The 14493-nt window shown below is 72.6% G+C and carries 15 protein-coding genes; 6 read left to right on the top strand and 9 right to left on the bottom strand.

Going from position 1 to position 14493, the window contains the following annotated elements; all coding sequences use genetic code 11:
• Nucleotides 1-56 precede the first annotated feature (56 nt).
• From ACH4SL_RS18355 to ACH4SL_RS18345, 3 genes are read left to right on the top strand one after another with little or no spacing between them, the layout of a single operon-like run.
• On the top strand, nt 57-581 hold the full coding sequence (locus ACH4SL_RS18355) for a PadR family transcriptional regulator (protein WP_398446556.1): 525 nt from the start codon (nt 57-59) through the stop codon (nt 579-581).
• Nucleotides 578-1297, top strand: coding sequence for an ABC transporter ATP-binding protein (locus ACH4SL_RS18350; protein WP_398446553.1), 720 nt, complete (start codon nt 578-580; stop codon nt 1295-1297). The genes ACH4SL_RS18355 and ACH4SL_RS18350 overlap by 4 nt, the downstream gene beginning before the upstream one ends.
• Complete coding sequence (locus ACH4SL_RS18345; RefSeq protein WP_398446551.1) at nt 1294-3753, top strand: FtsX-like permease family protein; 2460 nt, start codon at nt 1294-1296, stop codon at nt 3751-3753. The genes ACH4SL_RS18350 and ACH4SL_RS18345 overlap by 4 nt, the downstream gene beginning before the upstream one ends.
• 40 nt (nt 3754-3793) lie before the next feature.
• Here the strand turns inward: ACH4SL_RS18345 and ACH4SL_RS18340 are convergent, their stop codons facing one another.
• The 4 genes from ACH4SL_RS18340 to ACH4SL_RS18325 form a co-directional block, all read right to left on the bottom strand.
• Nucleotides 3794-5209 carry an AI-2E family transporter gene (locus ACH4SL_RS18340; RefSeq protein ID WP_398446548.1) on the bottom strand — a complete coding sequence of 472 codons (1416 nt, stop codon included), beginning with the start codon at nt 5207-5209 and terminating at the stop codon, nt 3794-3796.
• A gap of 165 nt (nt 5210-5374) precedes the next feature.
• A complete protein-coding gene (locus tag ACH4SL_RS18335; protein ID WP_398446546.1) occupies nt 5375-6070 on the bottom strand; it encodes a transglycosylase SLT domain-containing protein in 696 nt (231 codons plus the stop codon).
• 433 nt (nt 6071-6503) lie between these two features.
• Nucleotides 6504-7823 (bottom strand): PhoH family protein, encoded by a 1320-nt coding sequence (locus tag ACH4SL_RS18330; protein ID WP_398446544.1) that lies wholly within the window; start codon nt 7821-7823, stop codon nt 6504-6506.
• Between the two features lie 258 nt (nt 7824-8081).
• Nucleotides 8082-8843, bottom strand: coding sequence for an isoprenyl transferase (locus tag ACH4SL_RS18325; RefSeq protein ID WP_398446542.1), 762 nt, complete (start codon nt 8841-8843; stop codon nt 8082-8084).
• Between the two features lie 163 nt (nt 8844-9006).
• Between ACH4SL_RS18325 and mgrA the strand changes: the two genes are divergently transcribed.
• Complete coding sequence (mgrA, locus tag ACH4SL_RS18320; protein WP_398446540.1) at nt 9007-10035, top strand: L-glyceraldehyde 3-phosphate reductase; 1029 nt, start codon at nt 9007-9009, stop codon at nt 10033-10035.
• An 80-nt stretch (nt 10036-10115) separates the two neighbouring features.
• On the opposite strand, the gene ACH4SL_RS18315 is transcribed toward mgrA, so the two are convergent.
• The gene (locus ACH4SL_RS18315) at nt 10116-10844 is read right to left on the bottom strand and encodes a prepilin peptidase (RefSeq protein ID WP_398446538.1); all 729 of its coding nucleotides are present in this window, start codon (nt 10842-10844) and stop codon (nt 10116-10118) included.
• 103 nt (nt 10845-10947) lie between these two features.
• Between ACH4SL_RS18315 and ACH4SL_RS18310 the strand changes: the two genes are divergently transcribed.
• Nucleotides 10948-11358, top strand: coding sequence for a DUF192 domain-containing protein (locus tag ACH4SL_RS18310; protein WP_398446536.1), 411 nt, complete (start codon nt 10948-10950; stop codon nt 11356-11358).
• Nucleotides 11359-11428: 70 nt separating this feature from the next.
• Complete coding sequence (locus tag ACH4SL_RS18305; protein WP_398446534.1) at nt 11429-12187, top strand: GNAT family N-acetyltransferase; 759 nt, start codon at nt 11429-11431, stop codon at nt 12185-12187.
• A 143-nt stretch (nt 12188-12330) separates the two neighbouring features.
• Here ACH4SL_RS18305 and ACH4SL_RS18300 read toward each other — a convergent pair whose 3' ends face one another.
• Genes ACH4SL_RS18300 through ACH4SL_RS18285 form a run of 4 tightly spaced genes read right to left on the bottom strand, consistent with a single transcriptional unit; the run spans nt 12331 to nt 14476 of the window.
• Nucleotides 12331-13014 carry an OmpA family protein gene (locus ACH4SL_RS18300; protein WP_398446532.1) on the bottom strand — a complete coding sequence of 228 codons (684 nt, stop codon included), beginning with the start codon at nt 13012-13014 and terminating at the stop codon, nt 12331-12333.
• A 5-nt stretch (nt 13015-13019) separates the two neighbouring features.
• On the bottom strand, nt 13020-13607 hold the full coding sequence (locus ACH4SL_RS18295; RefSeq protein ID WP_398446530.1) for a hypothetical protein: 588 nt from the start codon (nt 13605-13607) through the stop codon (nt 13020-13022).
• Between the two features lie 30 nt (nt 13608-13637).
• Entirely contained in the window at nt 13638-14198 is a 561-nt protein-coding gene (locus ACH4SL_RS18290; protein WP_398446528.1) for a pilus assembly protein TadG-related protein, read from the bottom strand.
• A 26-nt stretch (nt 14199-14224) separates the two neighbouring features.
• Nucleotides 14225-14476 carry a hypothetical protein gene (locus tag ACH4SL_RS18285; RefSeq protein WP_398446526.1) on the bottom strand — a complete coding sequence of 84 codons (252 nt, stop codon included), beginning with the start codon at nt 14474-14476 and terminating at the stop codon, nt 14225-14227.
• Between the last annotated feature and the right edge of the window lie 17 nt (nt 14477-14493).

Below are 14493 nucleotides of genomic sequence, written 5' to 3'. Positions count from 1 at the left end.
CAGTTATCCCCTCTGCGTATACACACGATGTATACGCATGGTGTAGTGTGCCTCGCATGTCAATCGGCCATGCCCTGCTCGGACTTCTGGAGTCCGGCCCGCGCCACGGTTACGACCTCAAGCGCACCTTCGACGAACGCTTCGGACACGACCGCCCCCTCGCGTACGGCCAGGTCTACTCGACCATGGCCCGGCTGCTGCGCAACGGGCTCGTCGAGGTCGACGGCATCGAGCCCGGCGGCGGGCCCGAGCGCAAGCGGTACGCCATCACCGACGCCGGGATAACCGATGTCGCCACCTGGCTCGCGCAGCCCGAGAAGCCCGAGCCGTACCTCCAGACGACCCTCTACACCAAGGTCGTCCTGGCCCTGCTCACCGGCCGGCCCGCCGCCGACCTGCTGGACACCCAGCGCGCCGAACACCTGCGCCTGATGCGCGAGCTGACCCGGCGCAAGAGCAGCGGCGACCTCGCCGACCAGCTCATCTGCGACCACGCCCTCTTCCATCTGGAAGCCGACCTGCGCTGGCTGGAACTGACCGCCGCGCGGCTCGACGAACTCGCCGCGGAGGTGACCCGGTGACGTACTCCCCCACCACGGGCGACGACGCCCAGGCGGCCGCCGAGCCGCTGCTCCTGGCCCGCGACCTGTGCAAGAGCTACGGCCGCACACCCGCGCTGGACGGCGCGGACGTGTCGGTACGGGCGGGCGAGGTCGTCGCCGTCATGGGCCCGTCCGGCTCGGGCAAGTCGACGCTGCTGCACTGCCTGGCCGGCATCGTCCGGCCCGACTCCGGCGAGGTCCGCTACCGCGGGCAGGCGCTGTCGTCCCTGTCGGACGGCGCCCGCAGCGCCCTGCGGCGTACGGACTTCGGCTTCGTCTTCCAGTTCGGGCAGCTGGTGCCCGAACTGACCTGCCTGGAGAACGTCGCGATCCCGCTGCGGCTCGGCGGGCGGCGCCGCAAGGACGCCGAGGCCGAGGCCGCCCGCTGGCTGGAGCGGCTGGAGGTCGAGGACGTTGCGGGCCACCGCCCCGGTGAGATCTCCGGCGGCCAGGGGCAGCGGGTCGCCGTGGCCCGCGCGCTGGTCGGCGGGCCCCGGGTGGTCTTCGCCGACGAGCCGACCGGCGCGCTGGACTCCCTCAACGGCGAGCGCGTCATGCGGCTGCTGACCGCGGCCGCGCACGACACCGGCGCCGCCGTCGTCCTGGTCACGCACGAGGCGCGGGTGGCCGCGTACTCCGACCGGGAGATCGTCGTACGGGACGGCAAGTCGCGCGACCTGGACCGGGTGTCATGAGCGCCTCCCCAGGACCCCGCGAGCCCTTCGCCGGCTTCGACGCCACCGCCCGCTCCCCGCAGGACCCCGCCGGCTCCGCCGACCGGCCGCGCGCCGGCCTGCGCGGCTGGGCGCACGACCTGCTGCTCGGCGCGCGGTTCGCCGCGGGCGGCGGGCGCGAGGGCTGGACCCGCACCGTGCTGACCGCGGTCGGCGTCGGGCTCGGCGTGGCGCTGCTGCTGCTCGCGGCGGCCGTCCCGGCGATGATGCACACCCGCGACCAGCGCCGCGTCGCCCGCGACACCATCTCCTTCGGCGAGAACCTCAAGCCCAGCGACAGCAGCTTCCTGCTCGCCGACCAGAACACCACCTTCCGCGGCGACCAGGTCACCGGTGTGCTCGTCGAGCCGGAGGGCCCGCACGCCCCGACCCCGCCGGGCCTCACGGCGATACCGCGGCCGGGCGAGATGACCGTCTCCCCCGCGCTGAAGAAGCTGCTGGCGCACGAGCCGATCCTGCGCGAGCGCCTGCCGTACAAGATCACCGGCACCATCGGCAAGGCCGGGCTCATGGGGCCCGCCGAGCTGTACTACTACGCGGGCAGCGACAAGCTCGTGGTCCGCGACGCGGACGGGCGGACAGGCAACGCCGACCGTATGACCCGCTACGGCGCCCACAGCAACTCCGAGGTGCTGGGGCCGGTCTTCACGCTGCTGCTGATCATGGTGGTGGTCGTGCTGCTGCTGCCGGTCGGGGTCTTCGTCGCCACCGCGACCCGGCTCGGCGGCGAGCGCCGCGACCGGCGGCTCGCCGCGCTGCGGCTGGTCGGCGCCGACATCCACGCCACCCGGCGCATCGCGGCGGGCGAAGCGCTGCTCGGGACGCTCCTCGGGGTGCTGGTGGGCATCGGATTCTTCCTGGGCGCCCGGCAGTTGGCGCAGTACATCACCATCCGGGACATCTCCGCCTTCCCCTCCGACCTCGCACCGAACCCGGTGCTGACGGCGCTCATCGTCCTCGCCGTGCCGGCCGCGGCGGTCGGCATCACGCTGCTCAGCCTGCGGCGCACCGCCATCGAACCGCTCGGCGTCTTCCGCGGCGGGCTCGGGCGGCGGCGCCGGGTGTGGTGGCGGATCGCCATCCCGGCGGTCGGACTCGCGCTGCTCGCCCCGATGTTCGGGAAGGTCAAGGGCAACGCGTCGATCAACGAATACCAGGTCGCGACCGGCGCGGTGATGCTGCTCGTCGGGGTGACCGCGGTGCTGCCGTGGCTCGTCGAGACGGCCGTCGGACGGCTGCGCGGCGGCCCGGTCTCCTGGCAACTGGCCACCCGGCGGCTCCAGTTGAGCAGCGGTTCGGCCGGACGCATGGTCAGCGGGGTGACGGTCGCGGTGGCCGGCGCCATCGCGCTGCAGATGCTCTTCCACGCCGTGGACAGCGACTTCGTCTCCGACACCGGCGCCGACACCACCCGCGCGCAGGTGGAGGTCGACGACTGGGGCGCGGGCCCCCGCACCACCGCGCAGGACCTCCGGCAGCTCGCCGCCACCAAGGGCGTCCGCGACGCCGTCGGCTACACCAGCGCCAGCGTCAACCGGCCCGAGGCGTACAAGCTCAGCGGGGACGCGCTCAACGCGGACACCGTGTCGCTGACCGTCGCCGACTGTGCGAGCCTGCGCAACTTCGCGGCGATCGGCAAGGACTGCGGGCCGCACAGCGTCTACCTGGTGCCGCCGCCCGCCGACATGACCCACACCTCCGCCGACTACATCAAGGCCGGCGCGCGCGTCGACCTCAACACCGACCAGTCCGACACCTACACCGGCAGCCCGCGGCTGTGGACGATCCCGGCCGACGCCCGCACCGTCGCCTCCCGCACCGACCCGCTGGGCGGCGAGATGTGGGGCATCTTCACCGTCCCCGGCGTCATCGACGAGGCGCAGCTGTCCACGACGTACGCGGAGATGTTCGTCAACCTCGACGACCGGACGCCGGACGCGGTCGAGTACGTCCGCAACACCACCGCGGGCTTCGGACTCAACGCCTACGCCGGCGACATCCGCGACACCACCGCCAAGAGCGCCTACACCCAGCTGCGCCGGGGCCTGTTCGCCGGTGCGACCCTCACCCTCGTCCTCATCGGGGCGAGCCTGCTGGTGAGCATGCTGGAGCAGTTGCGGGAGCGGAAGAAGCTGCTGGCGGTGCTCGTCGCCTTCGGCACGAAGCGGTCGGCGCTGGCCTGGTCGGTGCTGTGGCAGACCGCGGTGCCGGTCGTCATCGGCCTGACCCTCGCCGTGGCCGGCGGGATCGGCCTCGGCGCCGCGCTGCTGGCGATGGTCGCCCGGCCCACCCGGATGGACTGGGCGGGCGTGGCCTCGATGTCCGCGATCGGCGCCGCCGTGGTCCTGGGGGTGACCCTCCTGAGCCTCCCCCTCCTCTGGCGGCTGATGCGGCCGGACGGCCTCCGCGTGGAGTAACCCGCCTCCTGCGTAGGGCGGTGCCCCCGGGGCACAGGCCCTACGCGGGGTCCGGGGCGGGCTCCGGGGTTGGCTCGGGCTCGACCGGGGCGGGAGGCGCGGCCTCGACGGGAGCGGCGACGGGGACGGCGGCGCGGTCGCGGGCGTACGCGCGGAGGTAGCCCACCACGGTGTTGCTGACGGCGACGAGGGGGACGGCCACGACAGCGCCGCCGATGCCCGCGACGAGCGAACCCGCCGCGACGGAGAGGACGACCGCGAGGGGGTGGACGCGGACCGCGCGGCCCAGGATGAAGGGCTGCAGGATGTGGCCCTCGATCTGCTGCACGGCGAGCACGACCGCGAGCACCATGAGCGCTATGAACGGGCCCTCCGTCACCAGGGCGACGACCACGGCGATGAAGCCCGAGGCGACCGCGCCGACGAGCGGCACGAAGGAGCACAGGAAGATGACCACCGCGAGCGGCACGGCCATCGGCACACCGAGGAAGAAGATGCCGATGCCGATGCAGATCGCGTCGATCAGCGCGACTATGACCGTGCCCCGTACGTACAGCGTCAGCGTCCGCCAGGCGCGCGGACCGGCGCCGGCGAGCCCGTCGCGCGCGGCCTCCGGGAAGAGCCGCAGCACCCACTTCCAGATGTTGGGCCCGTCGTAGAGCAGGAAGAGCGTGCTGAACATCGCCAGCAGCATGCCGGTGAGCAGGTCGACGATGACGGTGACGCCTTCGAGCCCGGCGTCGGTGAGCGCCTTGGAGTTGGAGCCGATCGCGTCGCTCAGGTTCTTCGCTATGTTGTTGATCTGGTCGTCGGTGACATGGAAGGGGCTGTTGAGCAGCCACTTCTTGCCCTCGGCGATACCGTCCTGAAGGCTGCTGGACAGGTTGTCGACGTTGTCCATCACCTGCCAGACGACGAACCAGCCGACCAGGCCCATGATGATGAAGCCGCCGATGAAGACCATGGCCGTGGCCAGCCCGCGCGGCACGCCGAGCCGCTTGAGCCGGGCCACGAAGGGCTGGAGCAGCGCGGTGATGAGCAGCGCGGCCGCGAAGGCGAGGACCACCAGGCGCACCGCGCCGATGACCCGCATCAGCACCCACACCGTGCCGGCCAGGATCAGCAGCCGCCAGCCGATCTCGGCGGCGACCCGCATGCTCCACGGCACCACCGCCGCCGGATCGCCCGGCGCGGCCGCGGGGGCGCGCTGGACGGGGATCGCGGCGGCCGCGGGTCTCGCTGCGGCGGGCTCGGCGGCGGAGGCGGCCTCCGGGCCGGCCGACGCTCCTTCCGGACCCGCGCCGGCGGCCGGAGTCGGGTCGGGCTCCGGGGCGGAGAGTGCGGCATCGTGTTCGGCCTCGCGGGCGGTCACCCTGGCGTGCCGCTCCTCCAGCCGGCCGGCGAGTCCCGCCAGCCCGGCTGCGAGCGCGGTACTCCAGTTGCGCTTCTCGGCCATCGCTCCCCGCCCCCCTCGACACGTCGTTGTGGACCCGCTGTGCAGGACGACGTTACCTGCCCTTGGGGTTGCCTTTGCGACAGACCCGCACCCGGACGCGCGGAACCCCCGGGACCGTAACGGCCCGGGGGTTCCGCGCAATTCCGTACGCTGCGGCGCGGCGGCCTAGTAGAAGTGGTTGACCTGCCAGAAGGACCAGGCCTCGCACGGGCTGCCGTAGCGCGAGTTCATGTAGTTCAGGCCCCACTTGATCTGGGTGGCCGGGTTGGTGCGCCAGTCGGCGCCCGCGGAGGCCATCTTGGAGCCGGGCAGCGCCTGGACGAGACCGTAGGCGCTCGACGAGGGGTTCTGGGCCGTGTAGCGCCAGCCGCTCTCGTGCGACACGATGTTGGAGAAGCAGGCGTACTGGCCGCTCCCGACGATCTGCTTGGCCATCGCCTGGACCTCGGCGATGGTGTACGTCGCCTGGGTCGGGAAGCTGGCGTCGGGGTTGCCCTTGCCTGCGGCGAGCTTCTTCAGCCGCTCCTTCTCCGCAGCCGCGTCCGCGATCTTCTTCTTGGCCGCAGCGTCCTTGGCCGCCTGAACGCGGGCTGCCTGCTCCGCTCCCTGCCGCGCGTGCGCGTCGGCGGCGTCCGACTGGGCCTGCACCTGCTCAGTCAACGACGCCTGCTGGACCTGCTGTCCAGCCGGGATGTCAGCAAGGAGGGTCGTCGTCCCGGCTGCCTCGACGGGTTCGTTGGACCCGCCCTGGTCGGCGCCCGACGCGACGCCCACAACGGCGCCCACAGTGGTGACCGCAGTGGCTGACGCCACCGCGAATCCCCGGACCGAGATCCGGCTCACACGGTTTCCTTCCGGCATCGCCCGCTTGGTGACCGCACGGACGAAATCGTGCCCCTGGCGCTGCCCCCTCATCCGGTCCGCCGTACGGGCCGGGTCGGTCACGGGGGTCTGGCCCGGTGCGAAGTCCGAAGCGGATTCGCGTGGTGCTCGGGCGGCTCATGGCGGTCGATGTTGACTTGTCCGGTGGTGCTGACCCGTTCCCCGAGGGGTAAGGGCGTGCCATGAGCGGGGCCTGACAGCCTCACACCCTGCCGTACGCAGACGCCGCGCGGCAATTTCCGGTTGAGTGGCAAAGCTCACATCGGCTAATGTGCGCCGATTCTCGGACGCCGAAGCGGTGAAACGCTAAGCTGCTGCGCCCCTCGTTCCGGGACGCAGCAGCTTCACTTCCCCTCAGATGCGGACCGAACGGGACCAACGGCCCTACCGGCCCCCGTTCCACCGCGGCGGCTCAGCCGACGCCGTCCTCCAGCATCTCCGTCACGAGGGCGGCAATGGGGGACCGTTCGGAACGCGAGAGCGTCACATGGGCGAACAGCGGGTGCCCCTTGAGCTTCTCGACCACGGCCACCACGCCGTCGTAGCGCCCCACCCGCAGGTTGTCGCGCTGCGCCACGTCGTGGGTCAGGACGACCCGCGAGCCGGAGCCGATACGGGAGAGCACCGTCAGCAGCACGTTGCGCTCCAGCGACTGCGCCTCGTCGACGATCACGAACGCGTCGTGCAGCGAGCGGCCGCGGATGTGGGTGAGCGGCAGCACCTCCAGCATGCCGCGGGCCACCACCTCCTCGATGACCTCCTTGGAGCTGACCGCGGACAGCGTGTCGAAGACCGCCTGCGCCCACGGGCTCATCTTCTCGGCCTCGGTGCCCGGCAGATAGCCCAGCTCCTGGCCGCCCACCGCGTACAGCGGCCGGAAGACCATCACCTTGCGGTGCTGGCGGCGCTCCAGCACGGCCTCCAGGCCCGCGCACAGCGCGAGCGCGGACTTGCCCGTGCCGGCCCGGCCGCCCATCGAGACGATGCCGATCTCCGGGTCCAGCAGCAGATCCAGCGCGACGCGCTGCTCGGCGCTGCGGCCGTGGATGCCGAACGCCTCCCGGTCGCCGCGCACGAGCTTCACACGCCCTTCGGCGGTGACCCGGCCCAGCGCCTTGCCGCGGTCGGACTGGAGCACCAGGCCGGTGTGCACGGGCAGTTCGGCCGCCTCCGGGAGCACGATCGACTCCTGCGCGAACAGCGCGTCCACGTCCTCGGCACCCACCACCAGCTCGGCCATGCCCGTCCACCCGGAGGTGATCGCCAGCTCCGCGCGGTACTCCTCGGCCAGCAGGCCGACGGAGGACGCCTTGACCCGCAGCGGCAGGTCCTTGGAGACGACGGTGACGTCGTACCCCTCGGCCTGGAGGTTGCGGGCGACGGCGAGGATCCGCGAGTCGTTGTCGCCGAGCCGGAAACCCGCGGGGAGGACCCCGGGGTCGGAGTGGTTCAGCTCGACGCGGAGCGTGCCGCCGAAGTCGCCGATCGGGAGCGGCGCGTCCAGCCGTCCGTGGCGGATCCGCAGCTCGTCGAGATACCGCAGGGCCTGGCGGGCGAAATACCCCAGCTCGGGGTGGTGGCGCTTGGCCTCCAACTCCGTCACCACGACGACGGGGAGCACGACCTCGTGCTCGTCGAAGCGGGTGAAGGCATTGGGGTCTGCGAGCAGCACGCTGGTGTCGAGTACGTACGTGCGCCGGTCGTGAACACGGCGATTCTTGCTGGTCACCACGTGTGGACGAACCCCCTCGGGGAGAGGTGAGGCTGCAATCCGGCAGCCGTGGGCCGGATGCCGGTCTGCCAGTGGTATGCCCTGGAATTCCGGTACCCATGCGGATGCATATGACAGTCATCCGACGGTCATGATCCGGTCACGGTCCGCTCCTCGGCGCCGCGGCGCCGGGACGGTCGCGACAGAAGTCACGGTAACTCCGCACGTCCCGACCGCAACAGCCCTTTTTGTCCAGGTCAGCGCAGCGGCGCTCGCCGGTTACGCACCGTAGCGGCGATGCCGCGCCGCATAGTCGCGCAGCGCCCGCAGGAAGTCCACCTTGCGGAACGCGGGCCAGAAGACCTCGCAGAAGTAGTACTCGGAGTGCGCGCTCTGCCAGAGCATGAAACCGGACAGCCGCTGCTCGCCCGAGGTGCGGATCACCAGGTCGGGATCCGGCTGGCCGCGGGTGTAGAGGTGGTCCGAGATGTGCTCGACGTCCAGGATCTCGGCGAGGTCCTCGATCGTGGTGCCGCGGCTCGCGTGCTCGTACAGCAGCGAGCGGACCGCGTCGGCGATCTCCTGCCGGCCGCCGTAGCCGACGGCGACGTTGACCAGCAGGCCGTCGATGCCGTGGGTGTCCTGCTCGGCCTCCTTGAGCACCGCGGCCGTACGGTCCGGCAGCAGGTCCATCGTGCCCACGTGGTGCACCCGCCAGCGGCCGGTCGCCGCCAGGCCCGCGACGCAGTCCTCGATGATGCCCAGCAGCGGGACCAGCTGCTCCTGCGGGCGGTCGAAGTTGTCGGTGGACAGCAGCCACAGCGTGACCACCTCGACACCGGTCTCCTCGCACCAGCCCAGCATCTCGGCGATCTTGTCCGCACCGGCCTGGTGGCCCTGCTCCGCGGTGCCGCCGGCCGCCTTCGCCCAGCGCCGGTTGCCGTCGAGGATCACACCGATGTGCTTGGGGGCCTGCTCGACGTCGAGCCGGCGCTCCACCCTGCGGGAGTACAGCCCGTACACCAGGTCGCGCAGCTTCATCGCGTACCAGCCCCTCCTGCGCATCGTCGCCGGGCGCCAGGGTACTGCCCGAAAGGCCGTCCGGACGAACCGGGTGGCGGCGCGGCCGCGGCCCCCGCACGGCACGTACGACCAGGGGACACCGTGTAGTAAGCGGTTAAACCGGTCGTGATAAGGAGAACCTGTGAACATCAGAAACCTCTACCGCGCCGCCGACGAGCGCTACGCCGACATGGAGTACCGCAGGACCGGCCGCAGCGGGCTCAAGCTGCCCGCGATCTCGCTCGGCCTGTGGCACAACTTCGGCGACGACCGCACCCTCGACTCGCAGCGCGCGATCCTGCGCCGCGCCTTCGACCTCGGCGTCTCGCACTTCGACCTCGCCAACAACTACGGGCCGCCCTACGGCGCCGCCGAGGCCAACTTCGGCACGCTCTTCGCCCAGGATTTCCGCCCCTACCGCGACGAGCTGGTCATCTCCACCAAGGCCGGCTACGACATGTGGCCCGGCCCGTACGGCGAATGGGGCTCGCGCAAGTACCTGCTCGCCTCGCTCGACCAGTCGCTGGGCCGGATGGGCCTGGACTACGTCGACATCTTCTACTCCCACCGCTTCGACCCGGAGACCCCGCTGGAGGAGACGATGGGCGCGCTCGCGTCCGCCGTCCAGCAGGGCAAGGCGCTGTACGTCGGCATCTCGTCGTACGGCCCCGAGCAGACCCGGGAGGCCGCGCGGATCCTGCGCGGCATGGGGGTGCCCGCGCTCATCCACCAGCCGTCGTACTCGATGATCAACCGGTGGATCGAGACGGACGGCCTGCTCGACGTCCTGGCGGACGAGGGCATGGGCTGCATCGGCTTCGTGCCGCTCGCCCAGGGCCTGCTCACCGACCGCTACCTCGGCGGCATCCCGGAGGGCTCGCGTGCGGCGCAGGGCAAGTCGCTCGACCCGGCGCTCGTCAACGACGAGACGATCGCGCGGCTGCGGGCGCTCGACGAGGTCGCGTCCGGCCGCGGCCAGTCGCTCGCGCAGCTCGCGCTGTCGTGGGTGCTGCGCGACCCGCGGGTCACGTCCGCGCTGATCGGCGCGTCGTCGGTGGCCCAGCTGGAGGCGAACGTCGCCGCGGTCGGCGCGGCGCCGCTCACCGCAGAGGAGCTGGCGGAGATCGACCGCCACGCCGTCGAGCCCGCGGGCGTCAACCTCTGGGGCTGACGCCCGGGCCCGCGGGGTGCCCCTGGGGGTGCCCCGCGGGGCCTGTCCGTGCCGCGGGGGCTGTCCGTGCCCCGCGGGCGTCAGGTCAGGAGCAGCGCCACTGCGGCGCCGGCGAGCATGAAGGGGCCGAAGGGGATCGGGGTCTTGCGATGCGCGCGGCCCGTGGCCAGGAGGGCCACGCCCACCACCGCGCCCAGCAGGAAGGCCGCGAGCGTGCCTCGGACGACGGCCGTCCAGCCGTACCAGCCGAGGGCCAGGCCCAGCGTGGGGGCGAGCTTGACGTCGCCGAAGCCCATGCCCGCCGGGTTGATGAGGAAGAGCACCATATAGAGGACGCCGAGCGCGGCGCCGCCCAGCAGCGCCCGGGTCCACGACCCGTCGTGCGAGGGCAGCAGCGCCGCGCCGCCCAGCAGCACCGCCGTACCGCCCAGCGCGGGCAGCGTCAGGACGTCGGGGAGCCGGAAGACCCGCAGGTCCACCAGCGCCAGCGCCAGCCCGGCGGGCACCAGCAGCAGCCACACCGCCAGCTCCGGGTGCGCCCCGGCCACCGCCGCGATCCCCGCGCACAGCGCGCCGCCCAGCACCGCCGGGACCAGACCCGCGGCGGACACCCGCCCGGGCCCTTCGCACCCGGCGCAGTGGGCGGGCCCCACCCAGCCGCGCGGCCCGGCGGGCAGCGGGTGCCCGGCCCTGCAGCCGGCGGCCCACGGCTCCCCTGACGGCACCGCGAGCCGGTGCGCCGCCCGCGGCAGCAGCAGCCCGCTGGCTATTCCCCATACGGCCGCGGCCACGATCGGATAGACATGCACGAACGCCGACCGTACACGCCCGGCCCTCCCCGCAGAACGGGGGACAGGGCGGCCTTCCCCGAAGGACGGGGCCCGGGGCGGGAGGCGGTCCGAGGGAGGGCCCATGCACCGGCGTTGGCGCGACGGCGCCGCCATCCTGCGCACCCCGCAGGCCGACGTGCCGCTGCGCGTCGCCGCCTCCTACCGCGCCCGCACCCGCGGCCTGCTCGGCGCCGACGGCATCGAGGGCGCGCTGCTGCTCACCCCGGCGTCGAGCGTGCACACGGTGCGGATGCGCTTCGCGATCGACGTCGCCTACCTGGACCGCCGGCTGCGGGTGCTCGCCGTCCGCACGATGCCGCCCGGCCGCGTCGGCCGCCCGCGGCTGCTGGGCCGGCACGTCCTGGAGGCGGAGGCGGGCGCCTTCGCCCGGTGGGGCGTGCGGCGCGGGGTGCGGGTGGAGGTGGTGGAGGTCGGAGAGGGGCCGGCAGCGGATGCCGGGGCCGCGGGGCGGACTGACGATCAGCGACACTGACGGTTACCGCTTCCTCACGTTGCGGCAAACCGTCGTGCGCGTTCCCCCGCCCGGCTGATAGGCATGCAGAATGCACATCGGACCGGCCGCCGGAACGGCCGTCACAGACGAGATCGCCCCGTACGACCCGCTTCCCTCCGACGACGAGCTGTGCCGCTGGGCGGCACGCGACCGCGAGACCGCGCGGGTGTTCCGGCGGGGAGCGGCCGTCGCGGTCGCCGCGCCCGGGCTGTCGATGCACGACCGGCTCGTGGTGACCGGGCCGCCCGCGGAGGCGATACCCCTCGCGCAGGACGTCGTCGCGGAGATCGGCCGCGGCTACCGCCTGTTCGGCGACCGGGGCCTCGTCGACGCCCTCGTGCACGCCGAGCCCGCCCTGCGCCCCACCTCCGGCTTCGGCTGGATGCACCGCTCGGGCTCCCCCGCCGTCCCGCCGGACGGCTCCGCGCACTGGCTGCCGCCCACCGCCGCGCCCGCCGTCACCGCGCTGCTCGACCGGGCCTTCCCCGACTCCTACGCCTACCCCGGCCGCCCCGGCGCCGCCGACCGCTGGGCGGGGGTCCCGGCGGAGGACTCCGGCGAGCCGCTGGCCGTCGCGGCGCTCGCGTGGTGCGCCCCCACCGTGGGCCTGCTCGCGGGCGTCGCCACCGCTCCGGCCGCGCGCGGGCGCGGGCTGGGCCGCCGGGTGTGCGCGTTCGTGCTGGCCGAGGCGCTGGCCGCGTACGGCACGGCCGCACTCGTCGTCGACGACGAGAACACCGCGGCGCTGCGCCTCTACCGCTCCCTGGGCCTCGCGTACCGCCCGCTGCGGGCGGCGGCCTTCGGCTGAGGGGGCGGCCCTCGGCTGGGGGGCGGGGCGGGAGCGGCAGCGGGGCCGCGGGCAGAGAAACGGGCCGGTTCGCAGGGGGGGAGAGCGAACCGGCCCGAGGGGGGGAGTTACACCGTACCGCGTCTCGGCCCGCATCCCGCACGTTACGCGGCAGGAGGAGTGAAGGTGATTTCCACTCGGCGGTTCTGCTGGCGGCCGCTTTCGGTGGAATTGTCCGCTATGGGATAGTCCTCGCCGTAGCCGCGGACCTGAAAGGTGTGGGACGAGTCACCGGCGCTGTTCAGCGCCGCGGCCAGCACCTGGTAGACGGCCTGTGCGCGCTGTCGCGACAGCGTCACGCCGTGCTCGCTGCTCCCCAGGTCGTCGGTGAATCCGAAGACACGGATGGGTGACGTGACGTGCCGCGTGTTGATGTCCGCGGCGATCGCCTGGATACGGGACGTCGCCGCGGCCGAGAGCTTCGCACTGTTCTTGGCGAAGGCGACCTCCGACTGGAGCGCGTAGGTGACCGTCGCGTTCGACGTCTCCTCGCGCTGCTCCGGCTGGTCCGCGGCAACCGAGGACTCGTCCGACACCGACACGATGTCCAGCACCTTCGCCGGTGCGAGCTTCGACCCCTCGGGCAGCCGGAGGTTCGGCGAACCCGCGTCGATCCCCCCACCCGCCCCCGGACTCGCGCCCCCGTCCCCCGGCGGCGCGGGCGGAGCGGTGGGCGTCCCGGTGTCGGCGGTGGCCGCGGACGCGGCCGGTGCGAGGGCCACGGCGGTGCCGCCGGCCAGCAGGACGACGCTGAGCGTGATGCTTGCGGCTGCCGCCGCGGGTTTCATACGGATCACCCCTCGGAGATGGTGATTTTGGCGGGGGGCATGGTGGGGAGTTCGAACTCCACCTCGGTCGTGGCCGCCGGCGGGGCCGGGAACTGCGCGAAGAACGGGCGGGACTCCTTCGGCTCGACGCCGGTGAGACCCATCGTGCACAGACATTTTCCATCGGTGTCGCGGAGCACGTAATAGCGTTTCTTGCCTGCCTCGTCGATGAGGACCGCCCCCGCCGCGGACGCACCGGACGGGGCCAGCGCCACCTCGTTGCCACGCCAGGCGTCCGCGTCGAACGTGTCGCTGCCGTTGTTGGTGAGGGTGCCCTGGACGGTGACGAAGCCGCCCGGATCCCGGACCGCCGAGTTGATGGTGACGGCGATGTCCTGCGCGCCCTTGATCTGGGCGAGGACCGGCGCGTCGCTGGGCGAGTCCGAGCCCGAGTCCGAGCCGGCGGGGGAAGGGGACTTCTTCGACCCTCCAGCAGAGGCGGACGGCTTTCCGTCGTCCTGCTTCCCCCCGCCCCCGCCCCCGCACCCGGACAGGCCGACGGCGAGCGTGCCGGCCACGGCCGCCGCGATCAGTGCCCTGCGTCCGTATCCCATCGTTCGCGCATCCTCACATTCGGCCGGGCGTTACTGGCTCAGATGGACTGTGTAGAAGGTGGACAGGTCCAGCCGGAAGCCGGCGGACGTCGGATCGATCGTCACATCGCGGTGATCGCACGTGAAGCCGAGCACCTGGCCCTCCTTCGGGCCCACCACGCAGCGCGGTTCGACCACGGCGGTCGCCGTGGCCTTCGCGTGGATCTCCTCCGTGCCGTCCACGGCGGACTTGCCGACCGCGTCGCGCGAGCGGACGGTGACGGTGTAGCCGTCCCCGTCGTCGGCGGGCACGCAGCCGCCCGGCGGGATCTCGGCGCCGTTGCGGTCGGCGTATCCGGCCGCCGCCGCGCAGGCTGCGGCATCGTGCTGCCCGAGATTCGCGAGCAGGCCGGTCAGCGCGTCGACGTCACCGGCGGTCACCGCCTGCAGGAAGTCGTCCCGCAGCGCGTCCCGGTCGGCCCTGGCTGCCGCCAAGGCCGCGGCGTCCGCCGCGGTCTGCGCCTGACCACGCGTCACGGACGCCTGACCCACGGCGAAATAGGCGAAGGCGAGGAAGAACAGCGCCGCCATGGCGACGATGTAGATGCCCACGGTCTGCCCACGGTCACCACGCAGTCCTACTTGCCGTTCGTGATCTTGTTGATCGTCTTGGTGATACCGCTCTTGATCTTGTCGCCGATGTCCGTCGTCCCGGCCAACACCCCGATGATCACCGCGATCACCACCGCGATCCCCAGGTACTCGAACGACGTCTGGCCGCGGTCCGAGCGGGCGGTCAGGCGGGCCGAGAGGTGCTCGGTCGCGCGGTCCGTGCGGGTGCGGAGCCAGATCTCGGCGGTGGTGTAGCGCTGGAGTGCCCACCTGGTCATGATTGTTCGCCCCATCC

It is taken from the genome of Streptomyces sp. NPDC021020 (genome assembly GCF_044333285.1).
GTDB lineage: Bacteria > Actinomycetota > Actinomycetes > Streptomycetales > Streptomycetaceae > Actinacidiphila.
Note: the sequence above shows the minus strand (reverse complement) of the source record. Positions and strands in the feature narration are given on the sequence as shown.

What these genes read in the sequence shown, in the direction of transcription:
- ACH4SL_RS18310 (WP_398446536.1), top strand. Translation starts at nt 10,948, where the DNA reads ATGCACCGGCGTTGGCGCGACGGCGCCGCCATCCTGCGCACCCCGCAG.
- ACH4SL_RS18340 (WP_398446548.1), bottom strand. Translation starts at nt 5,209, where the DNA reads ATGGCCGAGAAGCGCAACTGGAGTACCGCGCTCGCAGCCGGGCTGGCG.
- ACH4SL_RS18285 (WP_398446526.1), bottom strand. Translation starts at nt 14,476, where the DNA reads ATGACCAGGTGGGCACTCCAGCGCTACACCACCGCCGAGATCTGGCTC.
- ACH4SL_RS18300 (WP_398446532.1), bottom strand. Translation starts at nt 13,014, where the DNA reads ATGAAACCCGCGGCGGCAGCCGCAAGCATCACGCTCAGCGTCGTCCTG.
- ACH4SL_RS18335 (WP_398446546.1), bottom strand. Translation starts at nt 6,070, where the DNA reads ATGCCGGAAGGAAACCGTGTGAGCCGGATCTCGGTCCGGGGATTCGCG.
- ACH4SL_RS18345 (WP_398446551.1), top strand. Translation starts at nt 1,294, where the DNA reads ATGAGCGCCTCCCCAGGACCCCGCGAGCCCTTCGCCGGCTTCGACGCC.
- ACH4SL_RS18325 (WP_398446542.1), bottom strand. Translation starts at nt 8,843, where the DNA reads ATGAAGCTGCGCGACCTGGTGTACGGGCTGTACTCCCGCAGGGTGGAG.
- ACH4SL_RS18305 (WP_398446534.1), top strand. Translation starts at nt 11,429, where the DNA reads ATGCACATCGGACCGGCCGCCGGAACGGCCGTCACAGACGAGATCGCC.
- ACH4SL_RS18295 (WP_398446530.1), bottom strand. Translation starts at nt 13,607, where the DNA reads ATGGGATACGGACGCAGGGCACTGATCGCGGCGGCCGTGGCCGGCACG.
- ACH4SL_RS18355 (WP_398446556.1), top strand. Translation starts at nt 57, where the DNA reads ATGTCAATCGGCCATGCCCTGCTCGGACTTCTGGAGTCCGGCCCGCGC.